Annotated in this window: 24 protein-coding genes and 3 pseudogenes; all 27 read right to left on the bottom strand. The window is 44.2% G+C overall.

The window, feature by feature from the left end:
* Positions 1 to 26 precede the first annotated feature (26 nt).
* The 27 genes and pseudogenes from flhB to DYH48_RS05250 all read right to left on the bottom strand — a co-directional run bounded on the left by flhB (position 27) and on the right by DYH48_RS05250 (position 26,425).
* Entirely contained in the window at positions 27 to 1,157 is a 1,131-nt protein-coding gene (gene flhB, locus DYH48_RS05380) for a flagellar biosynthesis protein FlhB (protein ID WP_115334220.1), read from the bottom strand.
* Between the two features lie 18 nt (positions 1,158 to 1,175).
* Complete coding sequence (gene fliR / locus DYH48_RS05375; protein ID WP_115334219.1) at positions 1,176 to 1,973, bottom strand: flagellar biosynthetic protein FliR; 798 nt, start codon at positions 1,971 to 1,973, stop codon at positions 1,176 to 1,178.
* A gap of 4 nt (positions 1,974 to 1,977) precedes the next feature.
* Entirely contained in the window at positions 1,978 to 2,247 is a 270-nt protein-coding gene (fliQ, locus tag DYH48_RS05370; RefSeq protein ID WP_012587225.1) for a flagellar biosynthesis protein FliQ, read from the bottom strand.
* A gap of 18 nt (positions 2,248 to 2,265) precedes the next feature.
* A complete protein-coding gene (gene fliP, locus DYH48_RS05365) occupies positions 2,266 to 3,012 on the bottom strand; it encodes a flagellar type III secretion system pore protein FliP (protein ID WP_006085608.1) in 747 nt (248 codons plus the stop codon).
* Positions 3,009 to 3,437: a flagellar biosynthetic protein FliO gene (fliO, locus tag DYH48_RS05360; protein ID WP_071939675.1), complete on the bottom strand. Its 429-nt coding sequence runs from the start codon at positions 3,435 to 3,437 to the stop codon at positions 3,009 to 3,011. The genes fliP and fliO overlap by 4 nt, the downstream gene beginning before the upstream one ends.
* Positions 3,438 to 3,466: 29 nt before the next feature.
* Complete coding sequence (gene fliN / locus DYH48_RS05355) at positions 3,467 to 3,847, bottom strand: flagellar motor switch protein FliN (protein WP_006082397.1); 381 nt, start codon at positions 3,845 to 3,847, stop codon at positions 3,467 to 3,469.
* Between the two features lie 11 nt (positions 3,848 to 3,858).
* The gene (gene fliM / locus DYH48_RS05350) at positions 3,859 to 4,887 is read right to left on the bottom strand and encodes a flagellar motor switch protein FliM (RefSeq protein ID WP_012587223.1); all 1,029 of its coding nucleotides are present in this window, start codon (positions 4,885 to 4,887) and stop codon (positions 3,859 to 3,861) included.
* A 39-nt stretch (positions 4,888 to 4,926) separates the two neighbouring features.
* Complete coding sequence (gene fliL, locus DYH48_RS05345; RefSeq protein WP_006085611.1) at positions 4,927 to 5,451, bottom strand: flagellar basal body-associated protein FliL; 525 nt, start codon at positions 5,449 to 5,451, stop codon at positions 4,927 to 4,929.
* Positions 5,452 to 5,539: 88 nt separating this feature from the next.
* Positions 5,540 to 7,696: a flagellar hook-length control protein FliK gene (locus DYH48_RS05340; protein ID WP_115334218.1), complete on the bottom strand. Its 2,157-nt coding sequence runs from the start codon at positions 7,694 to 7,696 to the stop codon at positions 5,540 to 5,542.
* Positions 7,697 to 7,954: 258 nt separating this feature from the next.
* Entirely contained in the window at positions 7,955 to 8,401 is a 447-nt protein-coding gene (fliJ, locus tag DYH48_RS05335) for a flagellar export protein FliJ (protein ID WP_006082402.1), read from the bottom strand.
* A gap of 29 nt (positions 8,402 to 8,430) precedes the next feature.
* The gene (gene fliI / locus DYH48_RS05330; protein WP_006082403.1) at positions 8,431 to 9,768 is read right to left on the bottom strand and encodes a flagellar protein export ATPase FliI; all 1,338 of its coding nucleotides are present in this window, start codon (positions 9,766 to 9,768) and stop codon (positions 8,431 to 8,433) included.
* Entirely contained in the window at positions 9,737 to 10,753 is a 1,017-nt protein-coding gene (fliH, locus tag DYH48_RS05325) for a flagellar assembly protein FliH (protein WP_115336099.1), read from the bottom strand. The genes fliI and fliH overlap by 32 nt, the downstream gene beginning before the upstream one ends.
* Positions 10,740 to 11,792, bottom strand: a complete 1,053-nt coding sequence (fliG, locus tag DYH48_RS05320) for a flagellar motor switch protein FliG (RefSeq protein ID WP_006082405.1) — start codon at positions 11,790 to 11,792, stop codon at positions 10,740 to 10,742. The genes fliH and fliG overlap by 14 nt, the downstream gene beginning before the upstream one ends.
* On the bottom strand, positions 11,785 to 13,467 hold the full coding sequence (fliF, locus tag DYH48_RS05315; RefSeq protein ID WP_006085615.1) for a flagellar basal-body MS-ring/collar protein FliF: 1,683 nt from the start codon (positions 13,465 to 13,467) through the stop codon (positions 11,785 to 11,787). Before fliF ends, fliG begins: the two co-directional genes overlap by 8 nt.
* 45 nt (positions 13,468 to 13,512) lie before the next feature.
* Entirely contained in the window at positions 13,513 to 13,848 is a 336-nt protein-coding gene (gene fliE / locus DYH48_RS05310; RefSeq protein WP_006082407.1) for a flagellar hook-basal body complex protein FliE, read from the bottom strand.
* 228 nt (positions 13,849 to 14,076) lie between these two features.
* On the bottom strand, positions 14,077 to 15,420 hold the full coding sequence (locus DYH48_RS05305) for a sigma-54-dependent transcriptional regulator (RefSeq protein ID WP_006085616.1): 1,344 nt from the start codon (positions 15,418 to 15,420) through the stop codon (positions 14,077 to 14,079).
* Positions 15,413 to 16,495 (bottom strand): sensor histidine kinase, encoded by a 1,083-nt coding sequence (locus tag DYH48_RS05300; protein WP_115334217.1) that lies wholly within the window; start codon positions 16,493 to 16,495, stop codon positions 15,413 to 15,415. Before DYH48_RS05300 ends, DYH48_RS05305 begins: the two co-directional genes overlap by 8 nt.
* A gap of 109 nt (positions 16,496 to 16,604) precedes the next feature.
* Positions 16,605 to 18,038, bottom strand: coding sequence for a sigma-54 dependent transcriptional regulator (locus DYH48_RS05295; protein ID WP_011847309.1), 1,434 nt, complete (start codon positions 18,036 to 18,038; stop codon positions 16,605 to 16,607).
* A gap of 286 nt (positions 18,039 to 18,324) precedes the next feature.
* A complete protein-coding gene (gene fliS / locus DYH48_RS05290) occupies positions 18,325 to 18,735 on the bottom strand; it encodes a flagellar export chaperone FliS (RefSeq protein ID WP_006085618.1) in 411 nt (136 codons plus the stop codon).
* 6 nt (positions 18,736 to 18,741) lie between these two features.
* Positions 18,742 to 19,065: a hypothetical protein gene (locus tag DYH48_RS05285; RefSeq protein WP_006085619.1), complete on the bottom strand. Its 324-nt coding sequence runs from the start codon at positions 19,063 to 19,065 to the stop codon at positions 18,742 to 18,744.
* Between the two features lie 29 nt (positions 19,066 to 19,094).
* Complete coding sequence (gene fliD / locus DYH48_RS05280) at positions 19,095 to 20,459, bottom strand: flagellar filament capping protein FliD (RefSeq protein ID WP_006085621.1); 1,365 nt, start codon at positions 20,457 to 20,459, stop codon at positions 19,095 to 19,097.
* A gap of 42 nt (positions 20,460 to 20,501) precedes the next feature.
* Positions 20,502 to 20,888, bottom strand: a complete 387-nt coding sequence (locus tag DYH48_RS05275; protein WP_115334216.1) for a flagellar protein FlaG — start codon at positions 20,886 to 20,888, stop codon at positions 20,502 to 20,504.
* 134 nt (positions 20,889 to 21,022) lie between these two features.
* Entirely contained in the window at positions 21,023 to 21,838 is an 816-nt protein-coding gene (locus DYH48_RS05270; RefSeq protein WP_006085624.1) for a flagellin N-terminal helical domain-containing protein, read from the bottom strand.
* Positions 21,839 to 22,101: 263 nt separating this feature from the next.
* Positions 22,102 to 23,222 (bottom strand): annotated as a pseudogene (locus DYH48_RS05265) (ISAs1 family transposase).
* A 180-nt stretch (positions 23,223 to 23,402) separates the two neighbouring features.
* Positions 23,403 to 24,451 (bottom strand): annotated as a pseudogene (locus tag DYH48_RS05260) (IS3 family transposase); the annotation flags it as partial.
* A gap of 133 nt (positions 24,452 to 24,584) precedes the next feature.
* The gene (locus DYH48_RS05255; RefSeq protein WP_006085633.1) at positions 24,585 to 25,400 is read right to left on the bottom strand and encodes a flagellin N-terminal helical domain-containing protein; all 816 of its coding nucleotides are present in this window, start codon (positions 25,398 to 25,400) and stop codon (positions 24,585 to 24,587) included.
* 135 nt (positions 25,401 to 25,535) lie between these two features.
* Positions 25,536 to 26,425, bottom strand: a pseudogene (locus tag DYH48_RS05250) (IS982 family transposase).
* Between the last annotated feature and the right edge of the window lie 164 nt (positions 26,426 to 26,589).

Raw genomic sequence — 26,589 nt, 5'->3', positions numbered from 1 at the left:
GCTCACGATTGTCAGATGCTGCTAACTTAATATTTTAACTCATCAGGGATGGGCTGATTAAGCGGGACAGGAATAGGTTTGCGACCACGTCCTTTCTGATATTGACGTAACTGGAAAACATAAGCCAAAATCTGTGCCACGGCAGTAAATAGTCCTTCGGGGATTTGTTGATCTAACTTAGTCGTATGGTATATCGCCCTCGCAAGAGGTGGTGCAGAGACAATGGCAATATTGTGTTCGCGAGCAATCTCACGAATTTTAAATGCAACGTCATCAACGCCTTTGGCAATCACAAAGGGAGCGGCGGAGCGCTGTACATCGTATTTAATCGCTACTGCAAAATGCTCGGGGTTAACAACGATGACATCGGCATTGGGTACTTCAGCCATCATTCGACGCTGGGCTAACTCGCGTTGCATCTGTCGTACCCGCCCTTTTACTTCTGGTTTCCCTTCAGTGTCCTTATATTCATCTTTTACTTCTTGTTTGGTCATCTTAAGTTGCTTGTTATGATTCCAAATTTGGAACGGCACATCGATGACGACAATTAATAAAATAGAGGAGCATAACAGGATAAACATCCACACGAGTAAATCTAATGCGTGGTAGACATTACCGGGAAGATGGTCGCTAGACAGCAACATAATATCGTTAAAATAAAAGCTCAGTAATAAATATGCCGAAAATGCCACCACAGAAAACTTGGCAATACCCTTTGTCAGCTCGACTAACGCCTGCACGCCGAACATGCGCTTAAAACCCGCTGCGGGGCTCATTTTACTGGCCTTTGGCATCATAGCTTGGGTCGAGAAATTCATCCCACCTAAGGCAACGTTACCAATAAAAGCAACGACTACGATCAACAGCATAATTTTTGCCATGGGCCAGGCGATTTCGCTCGCAACAACGCCCCAGACATTGAACATTTCTTCAGTATCAAAGATTTGCGCCCTGTCCATGGTAAAAACCGTCTCAAACACCCGAGTTAAACTCGTGGCAAGACTCGGACCGAGCATATAAAAACCACATGCTGCCGAAATTAATACTGCTGCTGTACCAAGTTCTTTCGAACGCGCAATCTGCCCTTTTTCCCGCGCCTGTTCAAGACGCCTCCCAGTGGGCTCCTCACTGCGTTCACCGCTTGATTCTTCAGCCATGGGCTGCTCCTAATACCGTCATATCAAGCCATCTGCGTTACATTGAAGCGCTAACATATCGCAAAGCAGCACTTGAGCCGCGGCCCATACTTCATCAAAATGCTCCATGACTGGTGTTAAGGTTAACCAAAGAATAAACAGCCCGCCAATCATAGTGATCGGAAAACCAATAGAGAAAATGTTTAACTGCGGCGCGGCGCGGGTCATCACCCCGAAGGACAAATTGACTAACAACAAGGCGATAATCGCGGATATCGACATAGTTAATGCAGCACCAAACATATACGAGCCCCAATCTGCTAAAGCACGGTAGCTAGTGAGTGTTAATCCTTGATTAGAAATGGGTAGGGTCTCAAAGCTCGCCACCAACATACGGATCATCAACAGATGGCCATCTACGGCTAAGAAGATCAATGTCGCCAATAATAGAAAAAAGTTACCAATAACCGGCGTTTGCTGACCTGAACCTGGATCAACCATAGAGGCAAAACCGAGGCTGGTTTGCATACCAATAATCTGCCCAGTTAATACAAAAACTTGCATCACCATTTGAGTCACAAACCCCATGGCAACACCAATAATAATTTGCTGCGCGGTGATAAATACTGCGCTGAGTGAAAATAAATCGGCATTTTGAACGGGAGGAAGAACTGGCGCTATCGCAAAGGTAATCGCCATCGCCAATAATAAGCGTACGCGGCTTGAGGTAGTTGCCGCCCCAAATACCACCATGACCATTAACATACTCGCGACCCGAAATAGCGGCCATATATAAGCGGTAATGGTCTGCATTAAGGTATCGAGCAGCAGCTCCATTGGGTTAGCCTATAACTTGCGGAATGCGATTAACCATCTCGATAAAAAAGTCCATCAGGGTTTCAACTAACCAATGCCCCATGAACATCAAACCGAAAAGTGTCACTAATAATCGCGGAAGAAAACTTAAAGTCTGTTCGTTAATCGAAGTCGCGGCTTGAAACACGGCGACAATCAAACCAATACCCAGCCCAGGTAATACAATAGCAGACACCATCATGACAATAACAGCGAGAGCCTCACGAAAAATATCAATTAGCGCCTCTGGACTCATGTGCGTACTCTCCCTTGGCTACCCGAAACTATTCGCTAATGTCCCTAGGACTAAGCTCCAACCATCGACGAGCACAAACAGCATGATCTTAAACGGTAGCGACACTATCATAGGGGATAACATCATCATACCCATGGCCATTAAGATACTGGCCACAACAAGATCTAACACTAAAAATGGCACGAACAACATAAAGCCAATTTGAAAAGCTGTTTTCAACTCGCTGGTAATAAAGGCGGGGATCAGCACACTCATCGGAGCTTCTTCGGGCGACTTAATATTCTTATAGCCTGAAATTTCGATAAAAGTTTTTAAGTCTGTGGTTCTGACTTGCCCTAACATAAAACCTTTGAGTGGCTCTTTGCCTTTTTCAAACGCTTGCTGCAAGGTTAACTGCTCTTCTATGTAAGGCTTAACCCCTTCGTCATAAATCCGGTCAAACACCGGCGCCATAATAAAGAAGGTCATGAATAAACTCATACCAATTAAGACTTGATTAGACGGCGTCTGTTGTAACCCAATGGCTTGACGTAATATTGACAGAACGATGATGATCCGCGTGAAAGAGGTCAACATAATGAGCATCGCAGGTAAAAAACTCAGCGATGTCATCAACAGTAAAATCTGCATTGTGACCGAGTATTCTGTGGAACCGTCAGGTCCTGTTGTTACAGTAACCGCAGGCAAAACACCATCGGCAGCCCATGCCGACGGCATACATAACAGAATAACTAAGCCAACTAACGCGAGCATACGTGTTGTCATTGTTTTAATTTCGCCTGACGTAGCCGACTCGCAAAGGAATCAGACTCTATATGGATAGGTTCAGCTAACTTATCAATCAAACTCACCTGCTGCGAGCTAACTCCAAGTAAATATTGCTGTTCCCCCACCTGTACCAAGACTAAACGCTCTTTTTGACCGAGGGAAGTCACGGCTATCGTTTTTAGAACACCGTTGGTAGTGGGTACTAAATTGAACCGTCTCAGTAGATAAGCTAACGCAAAAATTAAGAGTAAAACCAGAATTAAGCCACCTAACATACTCGCTAGGGTTGCGACTTGAGAAGGTTCAGCCATTTTTGCGGCCGAAGATGTCACAGCTGTTACGCCTTGAGCACTATCGCCGACAAGACTCTCAGTTTTTGCTTGGGATACTGCAGCTAAACTGAGTATTACCGATATGGTCATTCTGGTTCCAACTTCCGTTGATGAGACAATTATTTAAGCTTCTTAATTCGCTCGGTTTGACTGATCACATCGGTTAAACGAATACCGAATTTATCGTTTACTACCACAACCTCACCATGTGCAATCAGCGTACCGTTAACCATCACATCTAAGGGCTCACCCGCAACTCTGTCTAGCTCAACCACAGAACCTTGGTTTAACTGCAACAGGTTACGAATACTAATGTAGCTACGGCCCACTTCCATAGAGATAGTGACGGGGATATCTAAAATAGTATCTAATTTTGCCGCTTCTGCCTTAGTGATAGGTCTTGAATCATCAACTAATTCATCGAGTTCAATCGCGTTAGCTTCTTCTAAGGCTTGTTCTGCCATTGCTGCAGCCCAATCATCCGTATCGTCTGTGCTCATCTTACTTCACCTTATAATTCTGATATATCGCGAGATTTACCCTTGCGCGTCACTAATTGTAGCTCGGATTTAACCGTCTCTGGCCGAGGGATCTTTTCATGTATTTTAAGCGCTAGGTTATCTCTAGAACGGCCCATTTTACAACGATATGTCGGTAAATCCTCGATTTTCATCATAATATATTCCGGCAGCTCAATTGGAATAATATCGCCCGCTTTAAAATTCATCACATCTTTGAGCGTTAATTCATGTTCCACAATGTTGGCATCGAACCCGACCTTCACATCCATGATTTCATCATGCAATGCCTGCGACCACCGCATGTCAGTATCTTGCTTGTCACTTTGAACACCAGCATCAAGCAACTCGCGAATAGGCTCAATCATGGAATAAGGCATAGTGATATGGAAATCACCGCCACCACCATCGACTTCAATATGGAATGAGTTAATCACGACAACTTCGGTAGGGCTGACAATGTTGGCCATGGCCGGATTGACTTCTGAGTCCAAATAATCGAACTCCACATCCATTACAGGTGCCCAAGCATCTTTATAATCTTCAAAAATTATTTTGAGCAACAGTTGTACAATACGTCTTTCTGTTGGCGTAAATTCACGCCCTTCAATCTTGGCATGGAAACGCCCATCACCACCAAAGAAGTTATCCACTAGGATGAACACCAATCGAGCTTCCATGGTGATCAATGCAGTGCCCTTGAGCGGACTAAAACGCACCATATTCAAGCTAGTAGGAACGAATAGCGTATGTACATACTCACCAAACTTGAGCATCTGTACACCGTTAATCGACACTTCGGCAGCGCGGCGCATCATATTGAACATGCTGATACGCAAATGGCGTGCAAAACGCTCATTCACGATTTCCAACGTCGGCATACGCCCACGAACTATTCGATCTTGGGACGAGAAGTCGTAAGAGCGAGCATCTTCTCCGACAGCGTCAATTTCATCATCATCGACGTCATCAACCCCGTGCAGTAGCGCATCAATTTCGTCTTGGCTTAATAAATCACTCACTATATTGCCTTCGCCTCTTTTGGTGCTGAAATTAAAGGGTTATTGCATCACAAAACCAGTAAACAGCACTTTCTCGACAACTTTACGGCCAGTAACCGACTGCAAAGTATTTTGCACACTTAAGAGTGCTAACTGACGTAACTCATCTTTCCCCGCCTGCGTACTGAGTTTTTGCACATCAGCGCCACTAAAGGTCGTTAACAGCGCATCTTCAATCAGGGGGATGTGTTTTTGTGTCAGCACATCATCGTCTGTACCACGCACCATAAGTTGTACTTTTATCTCAACTAAACGAGCACGATCTGGGCCTGGGAGGTTAAACAAAAAAGGCCGGGGCATAGGCACATAAGATGCTGTAGTGAGCGCACCACTTTCAGCAGGGGTTATTGTTTGGACAGCTCCATCAGTCGGCGTAGCGGCGTCCTCAGAACTACCAAGGAAAAACCACAGGGCACCTGCAATAAGCAGAGCTACTAAAACCCCCACTCCAATAAAAATAAAGAGCTTTTTTTTACTTTTGGGAGCTTCGGTGTTCTCAAGTTCTAACGATTCTTCCTTAGCCATTCACTATTCTCTTTAATTTAAGCAGAAACACTTACGTTTAATTAATATGGAAACGTAACTATGTTAGTCATTGCTATAGGTTACCTACTTAAGCGTAATAATCTATACCTGAATTTACACTAGTGGCTTGATTTAAACCTAAATGTAGCTCTTCTGCCGAGATTTCATCCACATCAGTCCCATTTGAACCGCCACCATCGCCAAAACCACCCTCTCGACGTTCACCTTGGCCACCTTGAGACACATGACTATCAGCCAATTGCATCCCTTGCTCTTGCAGTAACTCGCGCAATCTCGGCATAGCTTGTTCAACCAGATCACGCGTTTGTGTCTGAGTGACATGGAACTGTACTTGGGTTTGATCGCCATGCACTTGGATTTTTACCAGCATATGCCCAAGCTCTGGGGGATCAAGCCTAATCTCAGCATGTTGAATACCTTGACTCACCATAGTGATCAACTGTTGCTTCATTACAGGTGAAAACCGTTGGATCATCTCTTGCATTTGATTCTGCTGATCGACACCTTGACGTAATGACAGCTGAACTTGCATTGTTTCCTGACGATTAACTTGTAGTGGTGTCGATGACTGAGTTAAAGAAGAAAATGACTTGATGTCAGTTGTTGATCCCTTGTCGTCATCACCCATAACGAATGGCTTAGCATCTCTTTGAGCATCAAGCGTCACACTGTATTTAGCATCCTTTAGCAAAGTCCCCGCATCCATTGCCGCTTTTGAGATATCAGCATTGACCTCAGTATCACTCACCATGCTGTCCTTAGGACCAACAGCGTTACCTAAGATGTTCTGTGCATCCAGTGTTGTAACTATAGGCTGAACTTCTACTTTACTAACCACGACATCAACATTGGCATTTCTGCTCACTTGCTGAGGTTTTGCAATCTCAGCATTGCGTACTGTTAAGTTATTGCTGGCAATAGTAACGTCATTCGCATCGTTCTCACCCAAGTTAGAGGTATCTGCCATCTTGGGACTTACCAAGTCCAATGTATCCACTATTTCATCAGCGATTATAGATGTTGCAGCCATTTCATTCTTAGTAGTCGATGGCGCTAGCGTTTCTGACTTTAAGGTTTGGCTTGCTGTATTAGGCTTCAACGCTGATTCGTCTACGTCGTCTGAGGTTGCAAGTGCCTCAGAATTAAGATCCAACCTTGCACCACGCTGTTCAGAGTTTAGACTCGCAACTTGATGCGCATATTTGTCCGTTGAAAATGATTTATCACCTTTAAGTTCAGTCACATCTGCTTCTTTCAATAACACGCTTTCTAGATTTTTTGATGATGCCTTTGCCGCGGTCTCTGCTGTATCTACAAATTCAGATAAATCCAAATTTTCAGATGTTTTACTGTTCGGCGGAATGACTTGTCCCTTTAAAAATGCAGAATGAGATTCAACGCTTTTATCCGTAGATAACTGTGACTTCAATGCATCTAAAGTGTCATCAAGTAATACTTTCTTACCCTGGATTGCTTCAACGGGTAATATCTCTGCTGATGTTCCACTGGAGGCTACTAGAGTATTTTTTTGCATTATCTCTACCGATTCTTTATCAGCAGATACTTTATTAGTGGCATCAGTCTCATTTAAAGCCCCTGTATCTAGTTGAAGTTGGCCAGTTAGCTTTTTGAGTTCAGAGGAAAAAGAAGTATCAGTGTCCAATACCTTTTGGATACTTAATAGATCGCCGTTTGAGGACTTGCTATTACTTTTCTCAGTTGCCAGGTTAACTTCACTTGACGTTAAAATATCAGCCTTACCTTGCGCTGAGCCTGAGATGTCGACAATAGGAAGCTCAGTGTTTATCGCTTTCATTGAAGCTTGTACACCCGACAGCTCAACGGTACTGAATGCATCACTTTTCAATAAAGGGGCACCAGACTCATTATTTTCCCCTTGGGAAAAGTCAGACGGCAAACTCTCTCCCTCTGATGCCATTTTCTTCATGTCATTTGCCATGCTTATTTGGGCGAAGATGAGATTTACGTCAGCGTCATCCGTTGATATGTCTTTATCTTTTACTTTATCAGTAGAGGCGATTTGCACTTTATCGTCAGTATTCGCTGCAGCCTTTTTAGGCGCGGAAATAGAAAATGAGCTAGCGGAGACTGACGCAAGTGTAGATGAAAAGTCTTCATTATTAGACTCTTGGGAAGATGTCTTAGCGGAATTGGCCGCAGAGTTGCCTGTTTTACTCAACAGGATATTGGTCATTTGTTGCATAAGTGCTCCCAAACATCACCCAGCAGAAAAGAAAATGGCTAGGTAGAAACGTCAATTAAACACTGCGGTTGCAGGGTCATGGACTAAATCAAAGCAAATAAGATGCCAAAACTTCAGTTTTTACTGCAGCATATTGAAAAGAATAAAACTCAGGGAAAGAAGTCGAACAAATGTTCTGCACCATAAGCGGCAACAGAAAACTGAACTCATACGAGTTAGTAAATGGCAAAGATACCGATCATTTAACGCACCATTACACTAACGCTGATGACGGCGATAAAACTGCTGAGAAGCAAATTCATCGGTCATTTTCTGCTCTCGTTTTTGTTCAACAACTTGGCGCTTCTTCTCTTTACTCGCTAACAGTAATTCCACTGCCTTACGTTTTTTCTGTTTTTCCAACCAATGCTGTTGTCGATATTCTTTTTGTTTTTCACCGTCGGCCACAACGCGATTTTGCTGAGTAATAGCGTCATCAATCTGACGAATAAAGCGATGAAACTGGTGATAGTGACTGGCACTAATGGCTTGGCCTTGCTGGGATTGCATTTGCTTCATGTATTCTAAGCGATAGTTATTCAGTGCACTGAGTTGATTCAGCCGCTTTTGACACTCTAACTGCGCCGACTTTAACAATAACGCCGCTTGTTCTTCGGCATCATTGGCGAGCTTTAACACTAACAACAAGGGATCGGCGTTAGCCATACTAGACCTCGATTAATTCGATGACGCCATTATTTGCACTGTGCGGCAAGTTGCCCGAGCATGACTTGGCTATCGGTAAAACTGAATGCATCACGCATGGTTTGGCGTAAAAAAGCATTCATCGCCGGCTGTAATCGTATCGCATTGTCGATTCGAGGATCGCTGCCTTGGGCATAGGCACCAATGGAAATCAAATCACGATTTTGCTGATACAAGGAATAGGTTTGTTTCACGCGGCGCATCGCTTCCAAGTGTTCATTGGAGATCACCATAGGTGCTACCCGGCTAATAGAGGCTTCGATATCAATCGCAGGATAATGCCCAGAGTCCGCAAGCGAACGTGACAAGACTATGTGACCATCAAGAATCGCCCGTGATGCATCGGCAATGGGATCCTGTTGATCATCCCCTTCCGTCAGCACAGTATAAAATGCCGTAATTGAACCTTGGCCTGGGCCACCGTTGCCGGCGCGCTCAACTAAACGCGGCAGCTTGGCAAACACTGAAGGCGGATAGCCTTTGGTGGCAGGCGGCTCACCCACAGCCAAAGCAATTTCACGCTGCGCTTGGGCGTAGCGCGTTAAACTATCCATTAATAACAATACGTTATAACCTAAATCGCGAAAGTATTCGGCAATACGAGTCGAGGTTTCACAGGCGCGCAAGCGCATCAGCGGCGAGGTATCTGCAGGGGCGGCAACAACAACAGAACGCGCTCGACCTTTGTCCCCAAGAATTTCTTCAATGAACTCTTTTACTTCACGGCCACGCTCGCCCACCAGCCCAACCACAATAATGTCGGCAGTGGTACCGCGGGTCATCATGCCTAAGAGCACACTCTTACCCACACCAGAACCGGCAAACAAGCCCATACGTTGGCCTTTACCCACAGTCAGCATGGCATTAATGGCGCGCACGCCGACGTCCAGCGGCTCGGTAATAGCACGGCGGGATAAGGGATTAATGGCAGCGCTATGTCTTGGCGCTTGTTGATCTGTCTGCAACGCACCTAAACCATCTAAAGGCACGCCGTTACCATCGAGCACGCGTCCTAACAACGACAAGCCGACATTGAGTCCAGTTTGTTCCCCTAAAGGAACCACCCGGGCACCGGGTAATACCCCACGTAATTCTTCGATAGGCATTAAATAAAGGAGTTCGCCATCAAAGCCGACAACTTCGGCAATTAACTCGCCCGCCATGGTTTCGATGGAACATAAGCTGCCCACAGGCGCGCGGCAACCGCTCGCCTCTAAGGTTAAGCCAACAACACGAACCAGCTGACCACTTGCCACAGCACGAAATGGCGGCACTTTATCCTGATGATGATTCAGCCTATTCAGCAGTTGGTGTTGGCGATTTTGCATCTGTTCCGGCATCCGATTGGGTATCTAAGTGCTCACCTGTGTTTGAGGTAGATTGCATGTCCTCAGTGTCTTGGTTAACCGTATCGACAGCTTGGTCATCCGCCGTTTGATTATCAAGCTCAGACTCAAGCGCCACAGCCACTTGTTTGGCAGTATCTTCAGCTTCAATCGTCTCTTGCAGTTGATGCTGTTTATCACTCAAATGCGCATGTTGATTTCGTAATGACTCAAACACGGTATCAATACGCGATGAAAGCGTTAAATCCACTAAAGAGCGATGACTGCTCAGAATACAATCGCCTGCACTTAACGTCGGATCGACTTCAAGCTCCCATTTACTGCGGGTCAGTTGGGCGGTGGAATAAAGTTGTTCGACAAGGATCACATCGTCAGGATGCAGCCGAATAGTCACCGCTTGCTCCTTAATGGGTAGCGACTCTATGCCTAAGCGTAATGCCGAAAGCACTTGTTCTGGATGGGTTTTTAATTCGTGACCTATGACAGATTTAGCTAATGTCATACTCAAGTTCAGTAGGGAGAGCTCAATATCACCATCGAGTAATTGCAATGGCTTTTCAAATTGAGTTAATAAGGCTTCAAACCGCGAAAGTAAAACTTTGGCTTGAGCTAAACCGGTTTCTAATCCTTGCTCATGCCCTTGGGCGAGCCCTTCAGTATGGCCTTGCTCTAAGCCTTCTAAGCGACCTTTTTCTAGCCCTTGCTCGTAACCTTGTTGTTTACCTTCGGCAAACCCTTCTTCTTCAGCTTGGGCGCGAATGTCTTCAATCTCGGCCATCGTCGGCGGAGAAACACTCTCAACTGTCGTCGGCTTAGCGGCTTGATGATTCGAATGACCGAACAAATTCGAGATAGAATCGTCATCGGCTTCAGTCACATCTGGCAGTGCCCAGTGACTAAACTCAATATCTCCGTCGCTCAAGACCTTATTTGACGGTTTATTGTCGCTCGGATTAGAGGAACTCATCGCCACCACCGCCGCCTAACATGATTTCGCCACTGTCGCTTAAGCGACGGGCAATAGACAGGATTTCTTTTTGGGCGACTTCCACTTCACTGATACGGATTGGGCCCATGGCCTCAAGATCGTCACGTAGTAATTCTGCGGCACGTTTTGACATGTTGCCCAAGATTTTTTCTTTCAGCTGATCATCTGTGCCTTTGAGCGCCTTCATCAGTACATCTTGCTGTACTTCACGCAACAAGGCTTGAATACCACGGTCATCAACATCGATTAAGTTTTCAAATACGAACATCAAGTCTTGGATTTGCTGCGCCATTTCTTCGTCAGACTCACGCATGGTTTCCATCAACTGACTTTCGATACCCGTATCTAAATAGTTCATGATGTTGGCAGCCGCTTTTAGGCCGCCCATTTTCGCGGCCTGTGCGCCACCTTGACCGGCAAACTGTTTCTCCATGATGTCGTTCAGCTCTTGCAGTGCAGCGGGCTGTACTTCTTCAAGATTCGCAATCCGCATCATCAAGTCTAAGCGAGTATTTTCAGGGAATTGACCAAAAATTTCCGCCGCCTGATCGGGTTCTAAATAGGACAACACAATCGTTTGGATCTGAGGATGTTCGTTTTGAATAATGGTCGCTACTTGGCGTGCATCCATCCATTTCAACGAATCCAAACCTTTAGCACCGCTGCCCATGATAATCTGTTCAATCAGATTACCCGCTTTATCTTCACCCAGCGCGGCGGTTAAGGCTTTACGAACGAACTCTTCGCTGTTGAAACCAATAGAAGAATACTTTTGAATGTCATCGAGAAACAGCTTATGTACCCCGATGACTTTTTCTTGACCAAACTCATCCATTGCCGCCATCGCCATACCCACTTTTTGCACTTGCTTCGGCTCTAAGTGTTTTAAAATGGATGCAGCATCGGCCTCACTCAAACTGAGGAGTAAGATCGCGGTCTTTTCGACACCGCTAATATCCTTAATGTTAAAGGCAGGTGGGGCCGCTGGAGCCACTTCTTTCGTTTTATTCTCAGCCATTGTCTTGTAACCAGTTTTTCACGACTTGAGTAGAGAGCTCAGGCTCATTCGCCACGAGCGCACGGATAGCTTTAATCATATCATCATCTTTGTGCAAATTAGGGATATGAATTGAACCGTCATCGGCATAACTGTATTCCGCCTCTTGGGTATTGAGCATCCCTAGCGTATCTGCCGCGTACTGGTCCTCAATTTCGGCCAATTCGTTACCTAATCTGCCATCCTCAGGCATATTCACACTGTCAGGATAGATTAAGCGTTTCAGCATAGGACGTACCACAGCTAAAATCAGTACCAGGATCACTAGCGCACCAATACCGAGCTTAATCGCACGCCAGAACCAAGGTTGTTCCCACAGTTCTAGTGCAGGCAAGTCTTCAACCAATTGATCCATAAAGGGAACAGTGACCACTTCTAACACATCACCCCGTTGCGAGCTAAAACCGACTGCCCCTTCGAGTAAACGACGAATGTTGGTCAGCTCTTGCTCAGTACGGGCAACACGCGCCACTTGACCATTTTCTCCGGCAGCACCGGGTTTAAAGTCCACAGCAACCGACACACTAATGCGGCGAACGGCGCCAACTTGCTGACGGGTATGGCTAATGGTGGTATCTAACTCAAAATTACGGGTCGCCTCACGGTGTGAATTACCCGCAGTGACAGACTCGGTCGCTTTAGTCGCATCTTGCGGAATGTTCGATTCCATTGGCGGTTGATTCGATAGCGCGCCAGGGATCCCACCCGAAGATCCGCCAGTGGTATTATTTTCAACGGTCATTTCGCTGCGTAAAGACGGTAAATCAGGGTTATAACGCTTAGAAGTTTGCTCGACCGCAGTAAAGTCCATGCTGACATCGACTTGAGAGGTGAAATTATCAGGACCTAAGATAGGTACCAAAATCGATTCAATCTTAGTGCGATACTCGGCTTCTTTTTGCTGTACTAATTCAAGCTCGCGACGGGCTGTCGCAGACGCGCCATCTTGGCTGCCGGAGTTTAATAAACGGCCGTTAGAGTCGGTCACAGTCACCCGTGATGGCTCTAAACCTTGCACAGCAGAGGCAACGATATCGACGATAGCGTCGACTTCACCTTGGCCTAAACCGCCACGACGGGTATTGATAACCACAGTCGCACTTGGTTTTGAGGCATTGCGAGCAAAGACGTTTTCTTTAGGTAACGCGAGGATCACTTTGGCGCGGCTAACACTTTGTAGTTGCTCAATTGCACGGGCTAGGTTTTCTTCTTGGCTGTGCTTAAGACGGGCTTGCTCCATACGTTGGCTGACACCAAAGCCGCTGTCTTGATTCAAGAAATCTTGACTGGCCGCAGGGCTGTCAACGCCTGCGCGGCTGAGCATCATTTTCACTTCTTGATATTTATCTTCGGGGACTTTAATCACGTCCACGTCTATTTGATACTTAACTTTATTTTTATCAAGCACATCTAATACTTGAACCATTTCCTGAGTTTCCATTTTACCCAATGGACGATACTCAGGCTCCTGTGCCCACAGCATGACAAATACGGCTAAGGCCAAACAAATCGCCAAGGCTAAAATCATAGTTACTTGACGCATCATATCGACACCGCCAAGGTTTCCCATCATTCCTGACTTATGTTCTTGCTGGACACCTTGGTCAGCTAAGTCGGAATTGGATCCGACAATCATTTCTGTGCTCACGATTCGTACCTGCTAATTGGGTTATTCACTGGCCTAGACAGGCATGCTCATTATTTCTTTATAGGCTTCGACAAGCTTATTACGTACTTGTACCGTTGCCTCGAAGGCGACGCTGGCTTTCTCACGGGCAATAACAGTATCCGACAAAGTGACGGTAGTATCTCCCATTTCTAAGCGCGTCGCGAGGTTTGATGATGTCGACTGTAAGCCGCTGACATTGCCGACGGCTTGCGAGAGTAACTGACCGAAGTCCGCACCACTGGTGTTATTAACTTGCTGCATGATATTTGGCTGAACGCCAAAAGACGGCGTAATTTCGCCTTGGAGTTTCTGCATTTCTTGCAGGAATGAATTTGCGCCTATTTGCATGCTGAGCTCCCAGTCGTCGAGTTCTTGACGATCAAAATACCTATAACGGGACAATGCAAAATAACGGCCAAGTTTTCAAATGGTCGTGATTGATAATAAATTGACGGGATAAGAAGAAGTTTAAACTAAGGATTCTGGATAAAATATGTCACTTTTCGGTGGTATATTTTAATAAATGCAGCCTCACACTCATGTGGAGGCTGCAAGATTATCACTTGAATTTAAAGGCTAATTTGGCAGTTGAATGCCCATATCACGCATTCTTGCCATCTTGTATCTTAAGGTTCGGGCACTTATCCCCAGTTTTTCAGCGACCAGCTTGCGACTTCCTTGGCATTGATTAAGGGTTTCTAAAATAATCACATGCTCCTGCGCTTTAAGCTCTTCGCCTAAACCGTCTGGCTCGGCAACAAATTGATCTAGGTCTTCAGCGCCTAAAATCACATCCTGCGCATCAATAATAATGTCATTGGCGGTGATCACTTGACCGGCTCTTAATATCAAAGCCCGCTGGATCACATTATCGAGTTCACGTACGTTCCCCGGCCAGCGATGACTCAATAAACGTCGACGTGCATTTTCATCCAACTCAGGCACATCGGCGACATTCAATGCCTTGGCATGCTTAACCAGTAAATGGCGCGCAAGGGGCAGAATATCCGCTGGACGTTGACTTAATGCGGGCCAAGCTAAGGGGAACACGTTGATTCGATAATAGAGATCTTCCCTAAATCCACCAGCGGCTACCACGGCTTTTAAGTCGCGATTGGATGTGGCAAGCACGCGCACATCGAGCTTAATGGTTTTACGGCCGCCTAAACGCTCAACTTCACGCTCTTGCAATACCCGCAATAACTTAGCTTGTAGGCCTAAATCCATCTCAGAGATTTCATCTAGCAGCAAAGTGCCACCTTGAGCCTGCTCAAATTTCCCCGGACACGCTTGATAGGCACCAGTAAATGCGCCTTTTTCATAACCAAAAAGAGTGGCTTCGAGCATATTCTCAGGAATCGCTGCACAGTTAATGGCCACAAAAGCTTGATCGGCACGGCTACTGTGTTGATGAATATAACGGGCTAAGACTTCTTTACCCGAGCCGCTAGGACCTAAGATCATAACAGAGGCATCGGAAGCGGCAACCCGCTGAGCCAGTGCCAATAAAGCTAAACTCTTCTCATCGGCAACAACTGGCTGATCCACATTTTGTTTTAACGGCAAATAGCGGGAAACTTGATTGAGCAAGACTTCTGGCGCAAAAGGTTTCGCTAAGTAATCGACAGCGCCCAATTTAATAGCATCCACCGCACTACCAATCGTGGCATAAGCTGTCATCAACAACACTGGCAACTTAGGATGATGTTGCTGTAGGAAGTTTAATAATCCTAAACCACCAATACCTTGCATCTGCACATCGCTAATGACTAAATCAAATTGATGTTGTTTCAAAGCTAAGATAGCGTCTTCACCGGAGGCAACATCAATGCACTCATATTGAGCCAACATTAAGGTATCCAACAAGGCTTCACGCAATGAGGCATCATCTTCAACGAGCAATAACTTTGCTTCAGACATGGGTAATCTCCAAAGGTAATATCACCGCAGATTTAGCCCTTGGGAAGACTAAAGACACAGTGCAACCTTTATTCGGTAAGCAACTTAATTGCAGTTGTCCTCCATGATTACGCACCACGGATTGCACAACCGCTAATCCAAGCCCAGTTCCCTGCGATTTTGTCGTAAAGAAAGGTTCAAGTACCTTCTGCTGCATATTGGCATCTAAGCCTTTGCCATTGTCGATGACATTCAGTAGTAACTGATCGCCCTCTTCTTTCGCCTGAATACGAATCTCAGTGGCGCCAGCCTCGATACTGTTCATCACTAAATTGTTGATTGCCGAGCTTAAAGCATTTGAATTGGCTAACATCGAACTGCTTGATGCATCATCAAATGACAAATCACAACCTTGCTTCGCCACTATCGGCTCACAATTTGCCAATACATTGTCGATAACCTCAGCAAGCGTAATCAAATCTCCCAGTTCATCCTGACGGCCTTTCGCCATCAATAGCATGTCGTTAACCTGACGCTCCAGTTCATTGAGTCTATCAACAAGTTTTTGCTGGAATTTCGCTTTAGCGGCATCGGATAACTTAGGACTCGCAAGATTAGAGGCATATAGCAAAGCGGCAGATAAAGGCGTGCGCACTTGGTGCGCCAAGGTCGCGACCATTTTACCCAGTGCAGATAAGCGTTGTAGATGGGATAGATTTTTCTGTAATAATCGAGTTTCAGTCAGATCAGTTAACACAATTAATTGACCAGGCTCTGGCGTCAGTGGCGTAATCGCTAACTTAACGCGGCGGCCATTACGCAGTGACACTTCGTGACCATCATCGTCCTGTGGCGCAAAGGCACTGTGGATCACATCAATCCAGCGAACGCCACACAAGGAGCGCTCTAGTAATTCAACTGCAACCGGATTGGCATCCGTGACTATACCGTCGCCATTGATAATCACCACGCCGGATGGCATAGCCTGTAAAATATGCTCCATTCGATTGGACATATTAGCGGCCTCACGCAGTTGGTTCCATTGTTTGCTAGTGTGCTTGAATGACTCAATTTGCGCTAGTGGGTTGGCTGACATAGTCACTCCGTCAAAAAATTGCTTATGACGGAGTGACTGCAGTATCTATGCCAAATTAGAAATTGAACTTTAGAGGTTAAAACTACTTATATAACAATAAAATAGAAAACTAATCTTTGGTCATTCCGTACTTACGCATTTTTTCTACTAGCGTTGTACGACGAATTCCTAACATCTCAGCCGCGCGAGCAACAACGTTATCTTGCAGCTCTAGTGCTTGACGTATCATGTCGATTTCCAGTTCTGCTAATAAATCCTTAAGGTTCACGCCTTCAGGCGGTAGCTCACTTGGGAAACGCGTCTCAGGGATTTCAACCGGCTCTTCATCACTAAAGATAGAAGCCAAAGCATCACGTTCCTGTTGCTCTTCGCTCATTTCTACACAATACTCGGGCACATCAATATGGCGATACTTAACGGGTAAATCGTTAACATCAACCAATCCACCCGGATATAAAATGGTGAGGCGTTCGACTAAATTAGACAGCTCACGCACGTTACCCGACCAAGCATGTTCTTTTAACGACTCTATCGCACGCTGCGTAAAACGCACCTTGCCACGGCCTTCGTTATAGACTCGGCTCACCAACTCTTGTAATAGCAAAGGCACATCGTCCTTGCGATCACACAACGCGGGCATTTCAATCGGGAATACGTTTAGGCGGTAATAGAGATCCTCGCGGAACTCATTCACGCTGATCATGGTTTCTAAATCTCTATGTGTCGCTGCGACAACGCGCACATCGGCATTGATGGTCTTAGTGCCGCCAACACGCTCAAATACTCGTTCTTGCAGTACACGAAGCAATTTAACTTGCATCTGCAATGGCATATCACCAATTTCATCGAGAAATAGTGTGCCACCTTCTGCCAATTCGAAACGGCCCTTACGAGAACAGATAGCCCCAGTAAATGATCCCTTCTCATGACCAAAAAGTTCACTCTCTAACAACTCTGGCGGTATAGCACCACAGTTAACAGGAATAAAAGGGCCATCACGGCGCTCAGACAAATAATGGATATTACGGGCAACCACTTCTTTACCGGTACCGGATTGACCCAATACTAGTACAGTCGCCTCAGATGTCGCCACTTGATTAATCAAGTGTCTTACATTGGCAATACCATCACTGCGCCCAACCAAGCTTCGGAATAACTTAGTTTGATTTGCACTTGTGGGGACCTGAGGGCGCTTAACTTGGCCAAATACTTGGCAGAAGTGTAATAATTCGGTGAGTTGAGGATAGGTTAAAGGTTCCTCAATATTTCCAAGAATGTTAGACACTTGCAGATCGTCAACGTTGCCAAGCAACAGCATAGGTTGCCATGGATGTTGACCCGCGATGTTTTTAAGCGCATCAGCATCCATAACATCAGTTAGGATAACTAAAGCTCGAAAACGAGTATCTTGGAGGCTAGCACTTAATTTTTCGGCGTCAATTTGTGCAATTTGCTCACCTAAAAAATCAAAAATGCAACACAGGCGATTTAATCGCTCTGATGGGGGGCCGATAAGTAAAATTCGTTGATCTGTTTGCATCATTCAGTAGGCCGTAAAGCTCTAATATGTATTAATTCGCATTAATTATTTATGATTAGTTGCTGTAAAAGCTTAACAAATTCAATGTAACAATCTGTGCCACCATCACTACTGTGATGAATATTGTATTATCAGCAGACGAGAAGCAAGCCTCAGATGAGGTTTATGCCAAACTGAATTGATTTTAGTTCATTTATGCCATGATTCTAGTTAAAAACGTCAAAAACTTGACTTCAAGCCAAAAAAAAGACGCAACCAGTGCGTCTTTTTTTAATCATAAATCACGATATTAACCAGCTTCAGAATGTGCAGATATATTATGTTTATCTGCAGGAATTGCATCCCAGCCTTCTTTGATAGTACGTAAAATATCGCATACATCATCGATTGCTTTCACATCATTATTTAAATTTGCCTCTGTAATTTTACGAAGCATAAAATCATAAAGGTCACTCAAATTTCTTGCGATCTGTCCACCAGCATCCATATTCAAGCTATTATTCAAACCATTAATAATTCCAATTGCTTTACCAATATAGATGCCTTTACTCGCTAAATCATTCTGCTCAATAGCATAACGAGTCTGCGCTAGACGTTGCAGTGCTCCATTAAACATTAACTGGATAATGCGATGCGGCGAAGCAACAGAAATCTCACTGTCTAATGAAACTTTACGATAAGACTGAAGTGAACCCCTCATAAACACCTACCTATTTGAATCAATTGCTTTATAAACATTTATTTGACGCTTATTTTTACTCGCTGCGTGTAATAAAGCCCGTCTCTCCGCCAGTATAACAACTGATTTACTGACAAAATCTTGAGTTAAATCAAACTGCCTTTGTAAGTACGACCTGCAATCTTCAGTATGCTCAACAACTAACTCATTAATCAATATTTGACGCCGCGCTACTTGTTTAAGCAAGTTTGATACCAATGTGTCAGTAATTTCATCTTCCGCAGGAGTGATAGTAAGTTTATGAAGTATTTCATAGAGAGATTTGTTAAGTTCATCTAATTCTTTGCACATTCAACGCCCCAACTTCCGTAATAAAGCGACTATTTAGATACAACCCCTGGAAGTGAGTTTAAGCGATCTGCTAAACCAGAACTTTGCTGATTAAGTTGCCCAACAACCAAATCCATTGCATTGAACTGTTTAGTTAAGCGTGCAGTTAATTGTTCCATTTTTAAAGAAAAAGCCTCTCTTTGTTCATCAAGGCGTTTCTGTTGGCTCGTGTAAGAATTTTGACGGCCAGCGATTAAACCATCGCTCTTAACATAATTATTCGATAAGTTATCTAATCTATTTGCTAAACCCGTATCTTTGGTAGCAAATAACTGTTCAACACTTGACATATCTTCATTTATAACTTTATCAAGCTTAGTTTCATCGATTGATAATTTACCATATTTATCTGTTTTGATACCTATATCGTAAAGTGCTACATTACCAGAATCTGTAGTAACTCTCTCACTGATCATATTCCGTAACTGTGATTCAATTGAACGAATCATTGAATCACCCTGCAAAGCCGATGCAGTTTTTTTATCTTTATCATATGCTGACATTTTATCGATCGAGGCATTTAAGCTATTGAAAGCTTCAACAAAAGCCTTCACATTATCTTTAACAGCATCATTGTCCTGTTCAATTTTTAGAGTTGTTGTTTTGGATACATCAGCAGAGGTTAGGTTCATGGTAACACCAGTTATAGCACCTTTAATCTCATTGCTCTGGGACGTTACTTTCTGATCATCAATATAAATAATAGCATTCTTTGCATCTTGAAGAGTTGAAAGATTACCTGCACCAAACATATCTGACAAACCAGTGCCAGAAGTATCATTTGCGGTAATTGTGATTTGATTATCTTCGCCCGATTTATCTGAGCTAAAAACAATCCGACTACCTGCATCACTCGTGATAACGGTTGCAGTAACGGACTCATTACCAGAGGCTGAATTTACTTTTTTAGCAATCTCATCAAGTGAGTCAGTTGCTAAAACGGGAACTGAAAAAGAGCTACCATTAATACCAAAATCTAGTGTTCCCTCTCCTACTCCGAGAGTACGATCCGCAACATTTGTTCCAGCCACTTTATGACTAACAGCTAATTGTTCTACTTTTATGCTGTAACTACCAGCTTTTGCACTTTTATCCGCGGTTACAGTAACATACTGACTATCGCCAGTAGAAACCTTCCGTTGATTCAGTGCATCTCCAGACTGAAGTTTTTTAAGTGCATCTTGAAACTTAGCTAACTCGCTTTTTAAAGAGCCAATTGCCGAGACTTTAGCTTTAATAGCATCCTCGGTCTTATTAAACATTGCTTCTTTGGGTGTCTTCTCAGCATCAACTAATACCTTAACGATATTACCAATATCAAGGCCTGAACCTATGCCTGTTGCTGTTAATGCCATAATATTCCCCTTTAACTACTCTCTCGCTGAAGAACTAGCAATTTATGCTTCTGTCTTCATCAGAAGACCCGTTACTTCTGACAACTTTTCAGCTAATGCTAATGCCTCTTCACTCGGCATTTGCCTTATTATATCACCAGTGTCTCTATCTAAAACGGTTACAACTGCCTGACCAGAACTCTCATCAACTTTAAATGCTAAACCTTTTCGCATCATTGACATCATATCAGAGAGCTCGGTTGCCACTTGCACAAGTTTACTGGGTTCTTGATCATTTTCTGCTTGTTTCTGCTCAATTGTTTGATCTATTCCAGAGACTACTGAACCCTCCTTCTTTTCTACACTATTTACAGATGCTTTAAGAGGAGTTTGAGCCATATCCCCTTTATTTTGAACCATTGTAGATGAACTTGCTATACTAATGTCCATAGCTATACCTCACCAAATTAAGCACCCTTTTTAGTCTATAAAAATAAGTACTCTAAACCACTCAATTAACTCTTAAAAGTAGCAAAGGGAGATCAATTGACGCTCCCTTATCACTTTCAAAAATATTCAAAGTCTTACAATAAGGACAGAGCAACCTGAGGTAATTGGTTGGCTTGAGCCAACATTGCAGATCCTGTCTGTTGTAGCACTTGGTTTTTCGTCATTTGTGAGGTTTCCTTCGCAAAGTCAACATCCACAATACGGCTCTTTGCATCGGCAACGTTTGCTTGAGTATTAGCACTGTTACTGATGTTATGACTCAAGCGGTTTTGAGTCGCACCAAGTTTAGCACGTTGTGTATCAATCGCTTTAATTGCGTCATCAATAGCACCTGTAGCAGTTGAAGCCAAAATATCCGTAGATACTGCTAATGCATTTACACCTAATGCTGTTGCGTTAGTACCAGAGATACTAATTGAAATATTTTCTCCCTCTTGATGTCCAACTTGGAAACTCTTACCAGCAAAAGAACTGTCTAATAATTTAGTATCACCAAACGCCGTGGTACTAGAAATTGCAGTTATCTCTAACGCAAGCTGATCAATCTCAGCCTGAAGTGCATCTCTATCGCTGGTAGAGTTTGCACCGTTAACCGCCTGAACACTCAAATCACGCATTCGTTGCAACATGTTTGTTTGCTCTTGCATCGCTCCTTCTGCGATTTGCGCTACTGAAATACCGTCGTTGGCATTACGCATACCCACATCTAAGCCACGAACCTGAGAGTTCAAACGGTTAGAAATTGCAAGCCCTGCAGCATCATCTTTTGCGCTGTTAATGCGCAAACCACTAGAAAGACGTTCCATAGACGTTGCCAATGCATTGCCTGAAGCGTTTAAGTTCTTTTGCGCCTTCATCGAAGTCACGTTAGTATTAACTGTAATTGCCATGATTTATTTCCTCTATCAGCCTGACGGTCTGCTAAATGTCGCCTGAACAATCAGGCCAATTTTCTATCTACATATCTTTAACGACCGCAAAACAGTTTCCTTTAGAAATTTTTTTATTATTTTTATCTTTTTTCCTTGCTAATTATTTTAAATATCTAGTGACTCAGTAAATATGGAAGTGGACTAGCTGTTGAGAGATATAAGGCTTATTCATGTTAGGCATTACTCACCACCTCAGTTCAGGGCATCCGCATGAGTGTGCATTATTTGGCCATAGAGGCAAAACCGGCTAATAACGCGCGTTCCTGGAAGTCGATTTTCATCATGCAGCGTTCCAGCTTCATCGGCACGCTGATCTTGGTTGTTTCGGCGCGCAGCATGTTAAGTGCCATGTGACGAAGACCCGCCAAATTTTCCGCTGCGTTTTCCCTATAGATTTTTGCAGGCATCCTCCTGCTGGCTTACATTCAGGATCCAGTGCATTGACTCGATACCCCAATGGGCTCTGATGGCCTGACCAGCTTGTTCGGCTTGTTTGGCTTATTCGGCACTCCGATTTTTGGAACTGATGTAATAGCGGTATTCAATGTTCGCGACCTTGCCCTTTTCGGCGCGGAAGTTTTCCACCATGACCAAAGTGTTGAGCCCTTTCCAGGTAGAGAAATTCCTCTCCAGTTGCTTGGCGCCAAGGACGACTCGTCCGTGGCGCTTCTCGGTCTGCCATTTCTGGTGATCTATTGGCGCCTGACTATACGACTCGAACACCGTCCTGATGGCTTTCGCCGTTTGCCTTGATTGCCCTTGACAACCAGTAATCACCACCTTGGCCGATGATGGCTTTTGCAATTTTGGTCTGACAGGCCATGGCATCAACGGTGACCAAGGCGCCACGGAGAGCGAGCATCTGAATAAGTGCCGGGATAGCGGTGATTTCATTGCTCTTGCTGTCGGTTTTCAATTGTCCCAACACCAGCTGGTTGGCCGAAGCATAGGCACTGACCATATGACTGGTGCTATATCGGTCGTCATGGTTATAGGAACCCCGTAGCGTTTTGCCGTCAATCGCCACAACCTTCCCCTCGGTCAGACGATGCACTGCTTTCATTCAAGCGAGAAAACTCTCGCGAAAAGCTTTTGGATCGATAGCGGCGACCAGGTGGGCAAAGGTGTCATCAACAGGCAAGCTATTCTCAAACAATTTTTGCTTGAGAAACCAATGATGATGGCCGAGGACATACTCACGGATCTCAGTCCAACCGCGGCCTCCCGCAATGACAGCACAGATGGCACCAAATAGAATATCGAACAAAAGATAGTCAACTTTTGCGGTTTGTCGCTCATTCTGGATGATGTTGAAATGCTGCTTAATAATGTCAACATTCATGCTTATGCCTCAGAAAAGGAAACATAAGAACACAAGGGAACAATATTGTTTGAGGGTAGACAAAAAACGTTAATGATCTTGTCCTGCACCTCAGATACACTTTGATTTGATCAATCAGTCGTAACGTTGATACTCGGTAAGCTTTAAACCTCGCGGAATAGCGACCAAGTAGTGTAGCGGTCAACTAAAACTGGCCACGCTTTTAGAATCTAACCAAAATCTTCGCTCTGATTCATTTGAGCTCAATCCTGCATTGTAATGATGTGGCCTGACTTCACTGTAATAACCAATGATACAATCGGTCACATCTTGTTTAGCTTCAGTAAAACTTTTGTAGCCTTGTATTGGGATCCATTCCGTTTTTAAACTCCTGAAAAATCGCTCCATCGGTGCATTATCCCAGCAGTTACCGCGACGACTCATGCTCTGGATTATTTGATATTTCCACAGCCGCTGACGGTATTTCAGGCTGGTATAATGGCTACCTTGATCTGAATGAAATATCAGGTTTTTTGGCTCTCCTCGTGATTCAAATGCCATTACTAACGCCTTCACCGTTAACTCAGTATCCGGTGAAAGTGACATCGCCCAACCGATCGCTTTTCTCGAAAATACATCCAGCACAACCGCTAAATAACACCAACGATTACCCGCCAAAATATACGTCACATCACCACACCAAACGGTGTTAGGTTCGACAACTTCAAATTGTCGTTTGAGTGCATTAGGGATAGTCACATGCTCATTTTCAGCCTTTTTATAGCGGTGTTTGAGGTGTTGGCAACTCACTAGTCCAAGCTTTTTCATTAACCGAGTAGCCCTATAACGACTTAACGCACAGCCACGTTCAGAAGCGATAGTCGCAACCCTCCTAGCTCCCGCAGACTCCCGGCTTTCAGCATGTATTGCTTTGATTTCACATTCTAAAAGCCGCTGCTCAGGTGTCGCCACAAGTTCACGGCTCACCCAATAGCGATAGCTACTCCGGTTCACATTAAATACATGGCATAACACTGAAATAGGATGTTTTTTGCTCTGATTGAGTTTCTCGATTATCGAGAAGTGTTCAGCGAGTCCGACATCAATAGAGCCGTAGCCTTTTTTAAGATTTCTTTCTCGAGATTTATCCGCTCAATTTCGCGTTTAAGTGCACTGATTTCAATCTGTTCAGGTGTCATTGGTGAGGCTTTAGGAGCATGCCTTTGGCGCTCAACCTGAAGCTGTGTTACTGCTTAATCAAGCTTTGCCGCTAATAGTATATTTCAACTAATAGAGAATTAAGTTTTTTGCAATAAAAAAGCACTCTAAACATGAGTCGAGTGCTTCTGTAGACAGATTGAATTTATGACCTAACTATCTCAATTAAAGTAATGACAACGCCACTTGTGGCAATTGATTCGCTTGAGCCAACATAGCTGAACCAGTTTGTTGCAGTACTTGGTTCTTCGTCATTGCAGAGGTTTCCTTTGCAAAATCCACATCAACAATACGGCTCTTAGCATCTGCAACGTTCGATTGCGTATTAGCACTGTTGCTAATGTTATGACTTAAACGATTTTGTGTTGCCCCTAGCTTCGCACGTTGCGTATCAATAGTTTTGATTGCTGTATCGATTAAACCTATTGACGTTGACGCGGCTCCATCAGAGGACACAAGCAGCCCCTCAACCCCTAAAGTAGAAGCATCGGTACCAGAAATAGAGATGGAAATATTTTCACCTTCTTGATGACCTACTTGGAAATTTTTTGCAGTAAAACCTCCACTCAACAACTTAGTATCACCAAATGCTGTAGTGTTGGAAATCGCTGTAATTTCAAGAGCCAACTGATCTATCTCGGCTTGAATGGCATCTTTATCACTGGTAGAGTTTGCACCGTTAACCGCCTGAACACTCAAATCACGCATACGTTGCAGCATGTTTGTTTGCTCTTGCATCGCACCTTCTGCGATTTGCGCCACTGAAATACCGTCGTTGGCATTACGCATGCCAACATCTAAGCCACGAACCTGAGAGTTCAAACGGTTAGAAATTGCTAACCCTGCTGCATCATCTTTTGCGCTGTTAATACGCAAACCACTGGAAAGACGTTCCATAGACGTTGCCAATGCATTGCCTGAAGCGTTTAAGTTCTTTTGCGCCTTCATCGAAGTCACGTTGGTATTAACTGTAATTGCCATGATTTATTTCCTCTATCAGCCTGACGGTCTGCTAAATGTCGCCTGAACAATCAGGCCAATTTTCTATCTACAGTATCTATAACGACCGTGGTACATTTTCCTTTAGCTCTTTTTTTTAACTAATCTGAAATCGGTTTAACGAGCCATAACTGCAATAGCATTGAACTCCGCGTTAGTGAGGTTCAGTTGTGGCTTATTGTCTTTCAATTGATAGGCGATGAGTCCAGCAATCATATTCAGCATAAAACCATGAATGCAGCGGTGTCTTAAGTGCTCTATTTGAGAGATGTTTTTTTAAATGGTCGTTAATGGTTTCTATGATGAAACGTCTCAACAGCATCGCTCTACCCCACAACGATATCGCTTTTGCTTTCATATTGTTACGCACATTCGTCACCAGTGTGAGGCCTTTCTCCAGCAATTCACTGGACAGCGCTTTACTGATATACCCTTTATCTGCATAGAGTTTATTCATATCACTGTGCACCATTTCATTTACAGGTTTTGTGTCATGTACATTCGCAGGGGTCACTTTGGCCGCCACTATTCCGCCTTAATGATTAACAATCAAATGCAGCTTAAAGCCATAGAACCACCCCATAGTGCCTTTACCTCTGCACGCCAGTCCCGCTAAGGTTTTATGGCGATGAATACGTAGGTTATGACACACTTTGATGCTGGTTGAATCAACAAATCCGATGCCAGTGGGATCACTCTTGAGGCTGGAAAAGTAGCTGCAAAGCGGCACTAAAGCAGTGGGCATCACCTCAAGAAAGCGGGTATGCTGAGTAAATTGGGAAAAGCAGATTTGTAGAAATGAGCCAGGTAGCTTATGTAGAAGTTCTTGAAATCACGGTGTTGGGACATCTGAAAAAGTATGATGATGGTCATCACTTCGCTCATCGTCATATGGCCAGCGCGTTGACACTTGCGTGTGCCATCGGTTAACAGCGTTTTTTCCCATTCAGGAATGAAAACAGCGCAAAAATCATCGGCATCGAAAACACTTCCACTAATTTATGCATAGGCCCTCCGGTGTGATGGGGTTTCTCTTGGTCGAAAGATCCGATCACTTGGAGGGCTATTAGTTCAAATTTTCTTATCCCGAGTTCAGGTTAGCTAGCTCGTATGAATATTAAGATTAAGGGAGCACGCAATTAGTACTCAATTTTATTAAAAAAAATTACCA

The organism is Shewanella baltica (genome assembly GCF_900456975.1).
In the GTDB taxonomy this organism is placed as follows: domain Bacteria; phylum Pseudomonadota; class Gammaproteobacteria; order Enterobacterales; family Shewanellaceae; genus Shewanella; species Shewanella baltica.
Note: the sequence above shows the minus strand (reverse complement) of the source record. Positions and strands in the feature narration are given on the sequence as shown.

Coding starts and splice junctions, on each gene's coding strand:
- DYH48_RS05255 (WP_006085633.1), bottom strand. CDS start 25,400: ATGGCAATTACAGTTAATACCAACGTGACTTCGATGAAGGCGCAAAAG.
- fliQ (WP_012587225.1), bottom strand. CDS start 2,247: ATGAGTCCAGAGGCGCTAATTGATATTTTTCGTGAGGCTCTCGCTGTT.
- fliN (WP_006082397.1), bottom strand. CDS start 3,847: ATGAGCACAGACGATACGGATGATTGGGCTGCAGCAATGGCAGAACAA.
- fliS (WP_006085618.1), bottom strand. CDS start 18,735: ATGAGGGGTTCACTTCAGTCTTATCGTAAAGTTTCATTAGACAGTGAG.
- DYH48_RS05295 (WP_011847309.1), bottom strand. CDS start 18,038: ATGATGCAAACAGATCAACGAATTTTACTTATCGGCCCCCCATCAGAG.
- DYH48_RS05305 (WP_006085616.1), bottom strand. CDS start 15,420: ATGTCTGAAGCAAAGTTATTGCTCGTTGAAGATGATGCCTCATTGCGT.
- fliP (WP_006085608.1), bottom strand. CDS start 3,012: ATGACAACACGTATGCTCGCGTTAGTTGGCTTAGTTATTCTGTTATGT.
- DYH48_RS05285 (WP_006085619.1), bottom strand. CDS start 19,065: ATGTGCAAAGAATTAGATGAACTTAACAAATCTCTCTATGAAATACTT.
- fliH (WP_115336099.1), bottom strand. CDS start 10,753: ATGAGTTCCTCTAATCCGAGCGACAATAAACCGTCAAATAAGGTCTTG.
- DYH48_RS05300 (WP_115334217.1), bottom strand. CDS start 16,495: ATGTCAGCCAACCCACTAGCGCAAATTGAGTCATTCAAGCACACTAGC.
- DYH48_RS05275 (WP_115334216.1), bottom strand. CDS start 20,888: ATGGACATTAGTATAGCAAGTTCATCTACAATGGTTCAAAATAAAGGG.
- fliG (WP_006082405.1), bottom strand. CDS start 11,792: ATGGCTGAGAATAAAACGAAAGAAGTGGCTCCAGCGGCCCCACCTGCC.
- DYH48_RS05270 (WP_006085624.1), bottom strand. CDS start 21,838: ATGGCAATTACAGTTAATACTAACGTGACTTCGATGAAGGCGCAAAAG.
- fliI (WP_006082403.1), bottom strand. CDS start 9,768: ATGCAAAATCGCCAACACCAACTGCTGAATAGGCTGAATCATCATCAG.
- fliL (WP_006085611.1), bottom strand. CDS start 5,451: ATGGCTAAGGAAGAATCGTTAGAACTTGAGAACACCGAAGCTCCCAAA.
- fliE (WP_006082407.1), bottom strand. CDS start 13,848: ATGCAAATAGGCGCAAATTCATTCCTGCAAGAAATGCAGAAACTCCAA.
- fliJ (WP_006082402.1), bottom strand. CDS start 8,401: ATGGCTAACGCCGATCCCTTGTTGTTAGTGTTAAAGCTCGCCAATGAT.
- fliO (WP_071939675.1), bottom strand. CDS start 3,437: ATGACCATATCGGTAATACTCAGTTTAGCTGCAGTATCCCAAGCAAAA.
- DYH48_RS05340 (WP_115334218.1), bottom strand. CDS start 7,696: ATGCAACAAATGACCAATATCCTGTTGAGTAAAACAGGCAACTCTGCG.
- fliR (WP_115334219.1), bottom strand. CDS start 1,973: ATGGAGCTGCTGCTCGATACCTTAATGCAGACCATTACCGCTTATATA.
- fliD (WP_006085621.1), bottom strand. CDS start 20,459: ATGGCATTAACAGCAACAGGCATAGGTTCAGGCCTTGATATTGGTAAT.
- flhB (WP_115334220.1), bottom strand. CDS start 1,157: ATGGCTGAAGAATCAAGCGGTGAACGCAGTGAGGAGCCCACTGGGAGG.
- fliF (WP_006085615.1), bottom strand. CDS start 13,467: ATGATTGTCGGATCCAATTCCGACTTAGCTGACCAAGGTGTCCAGCAA.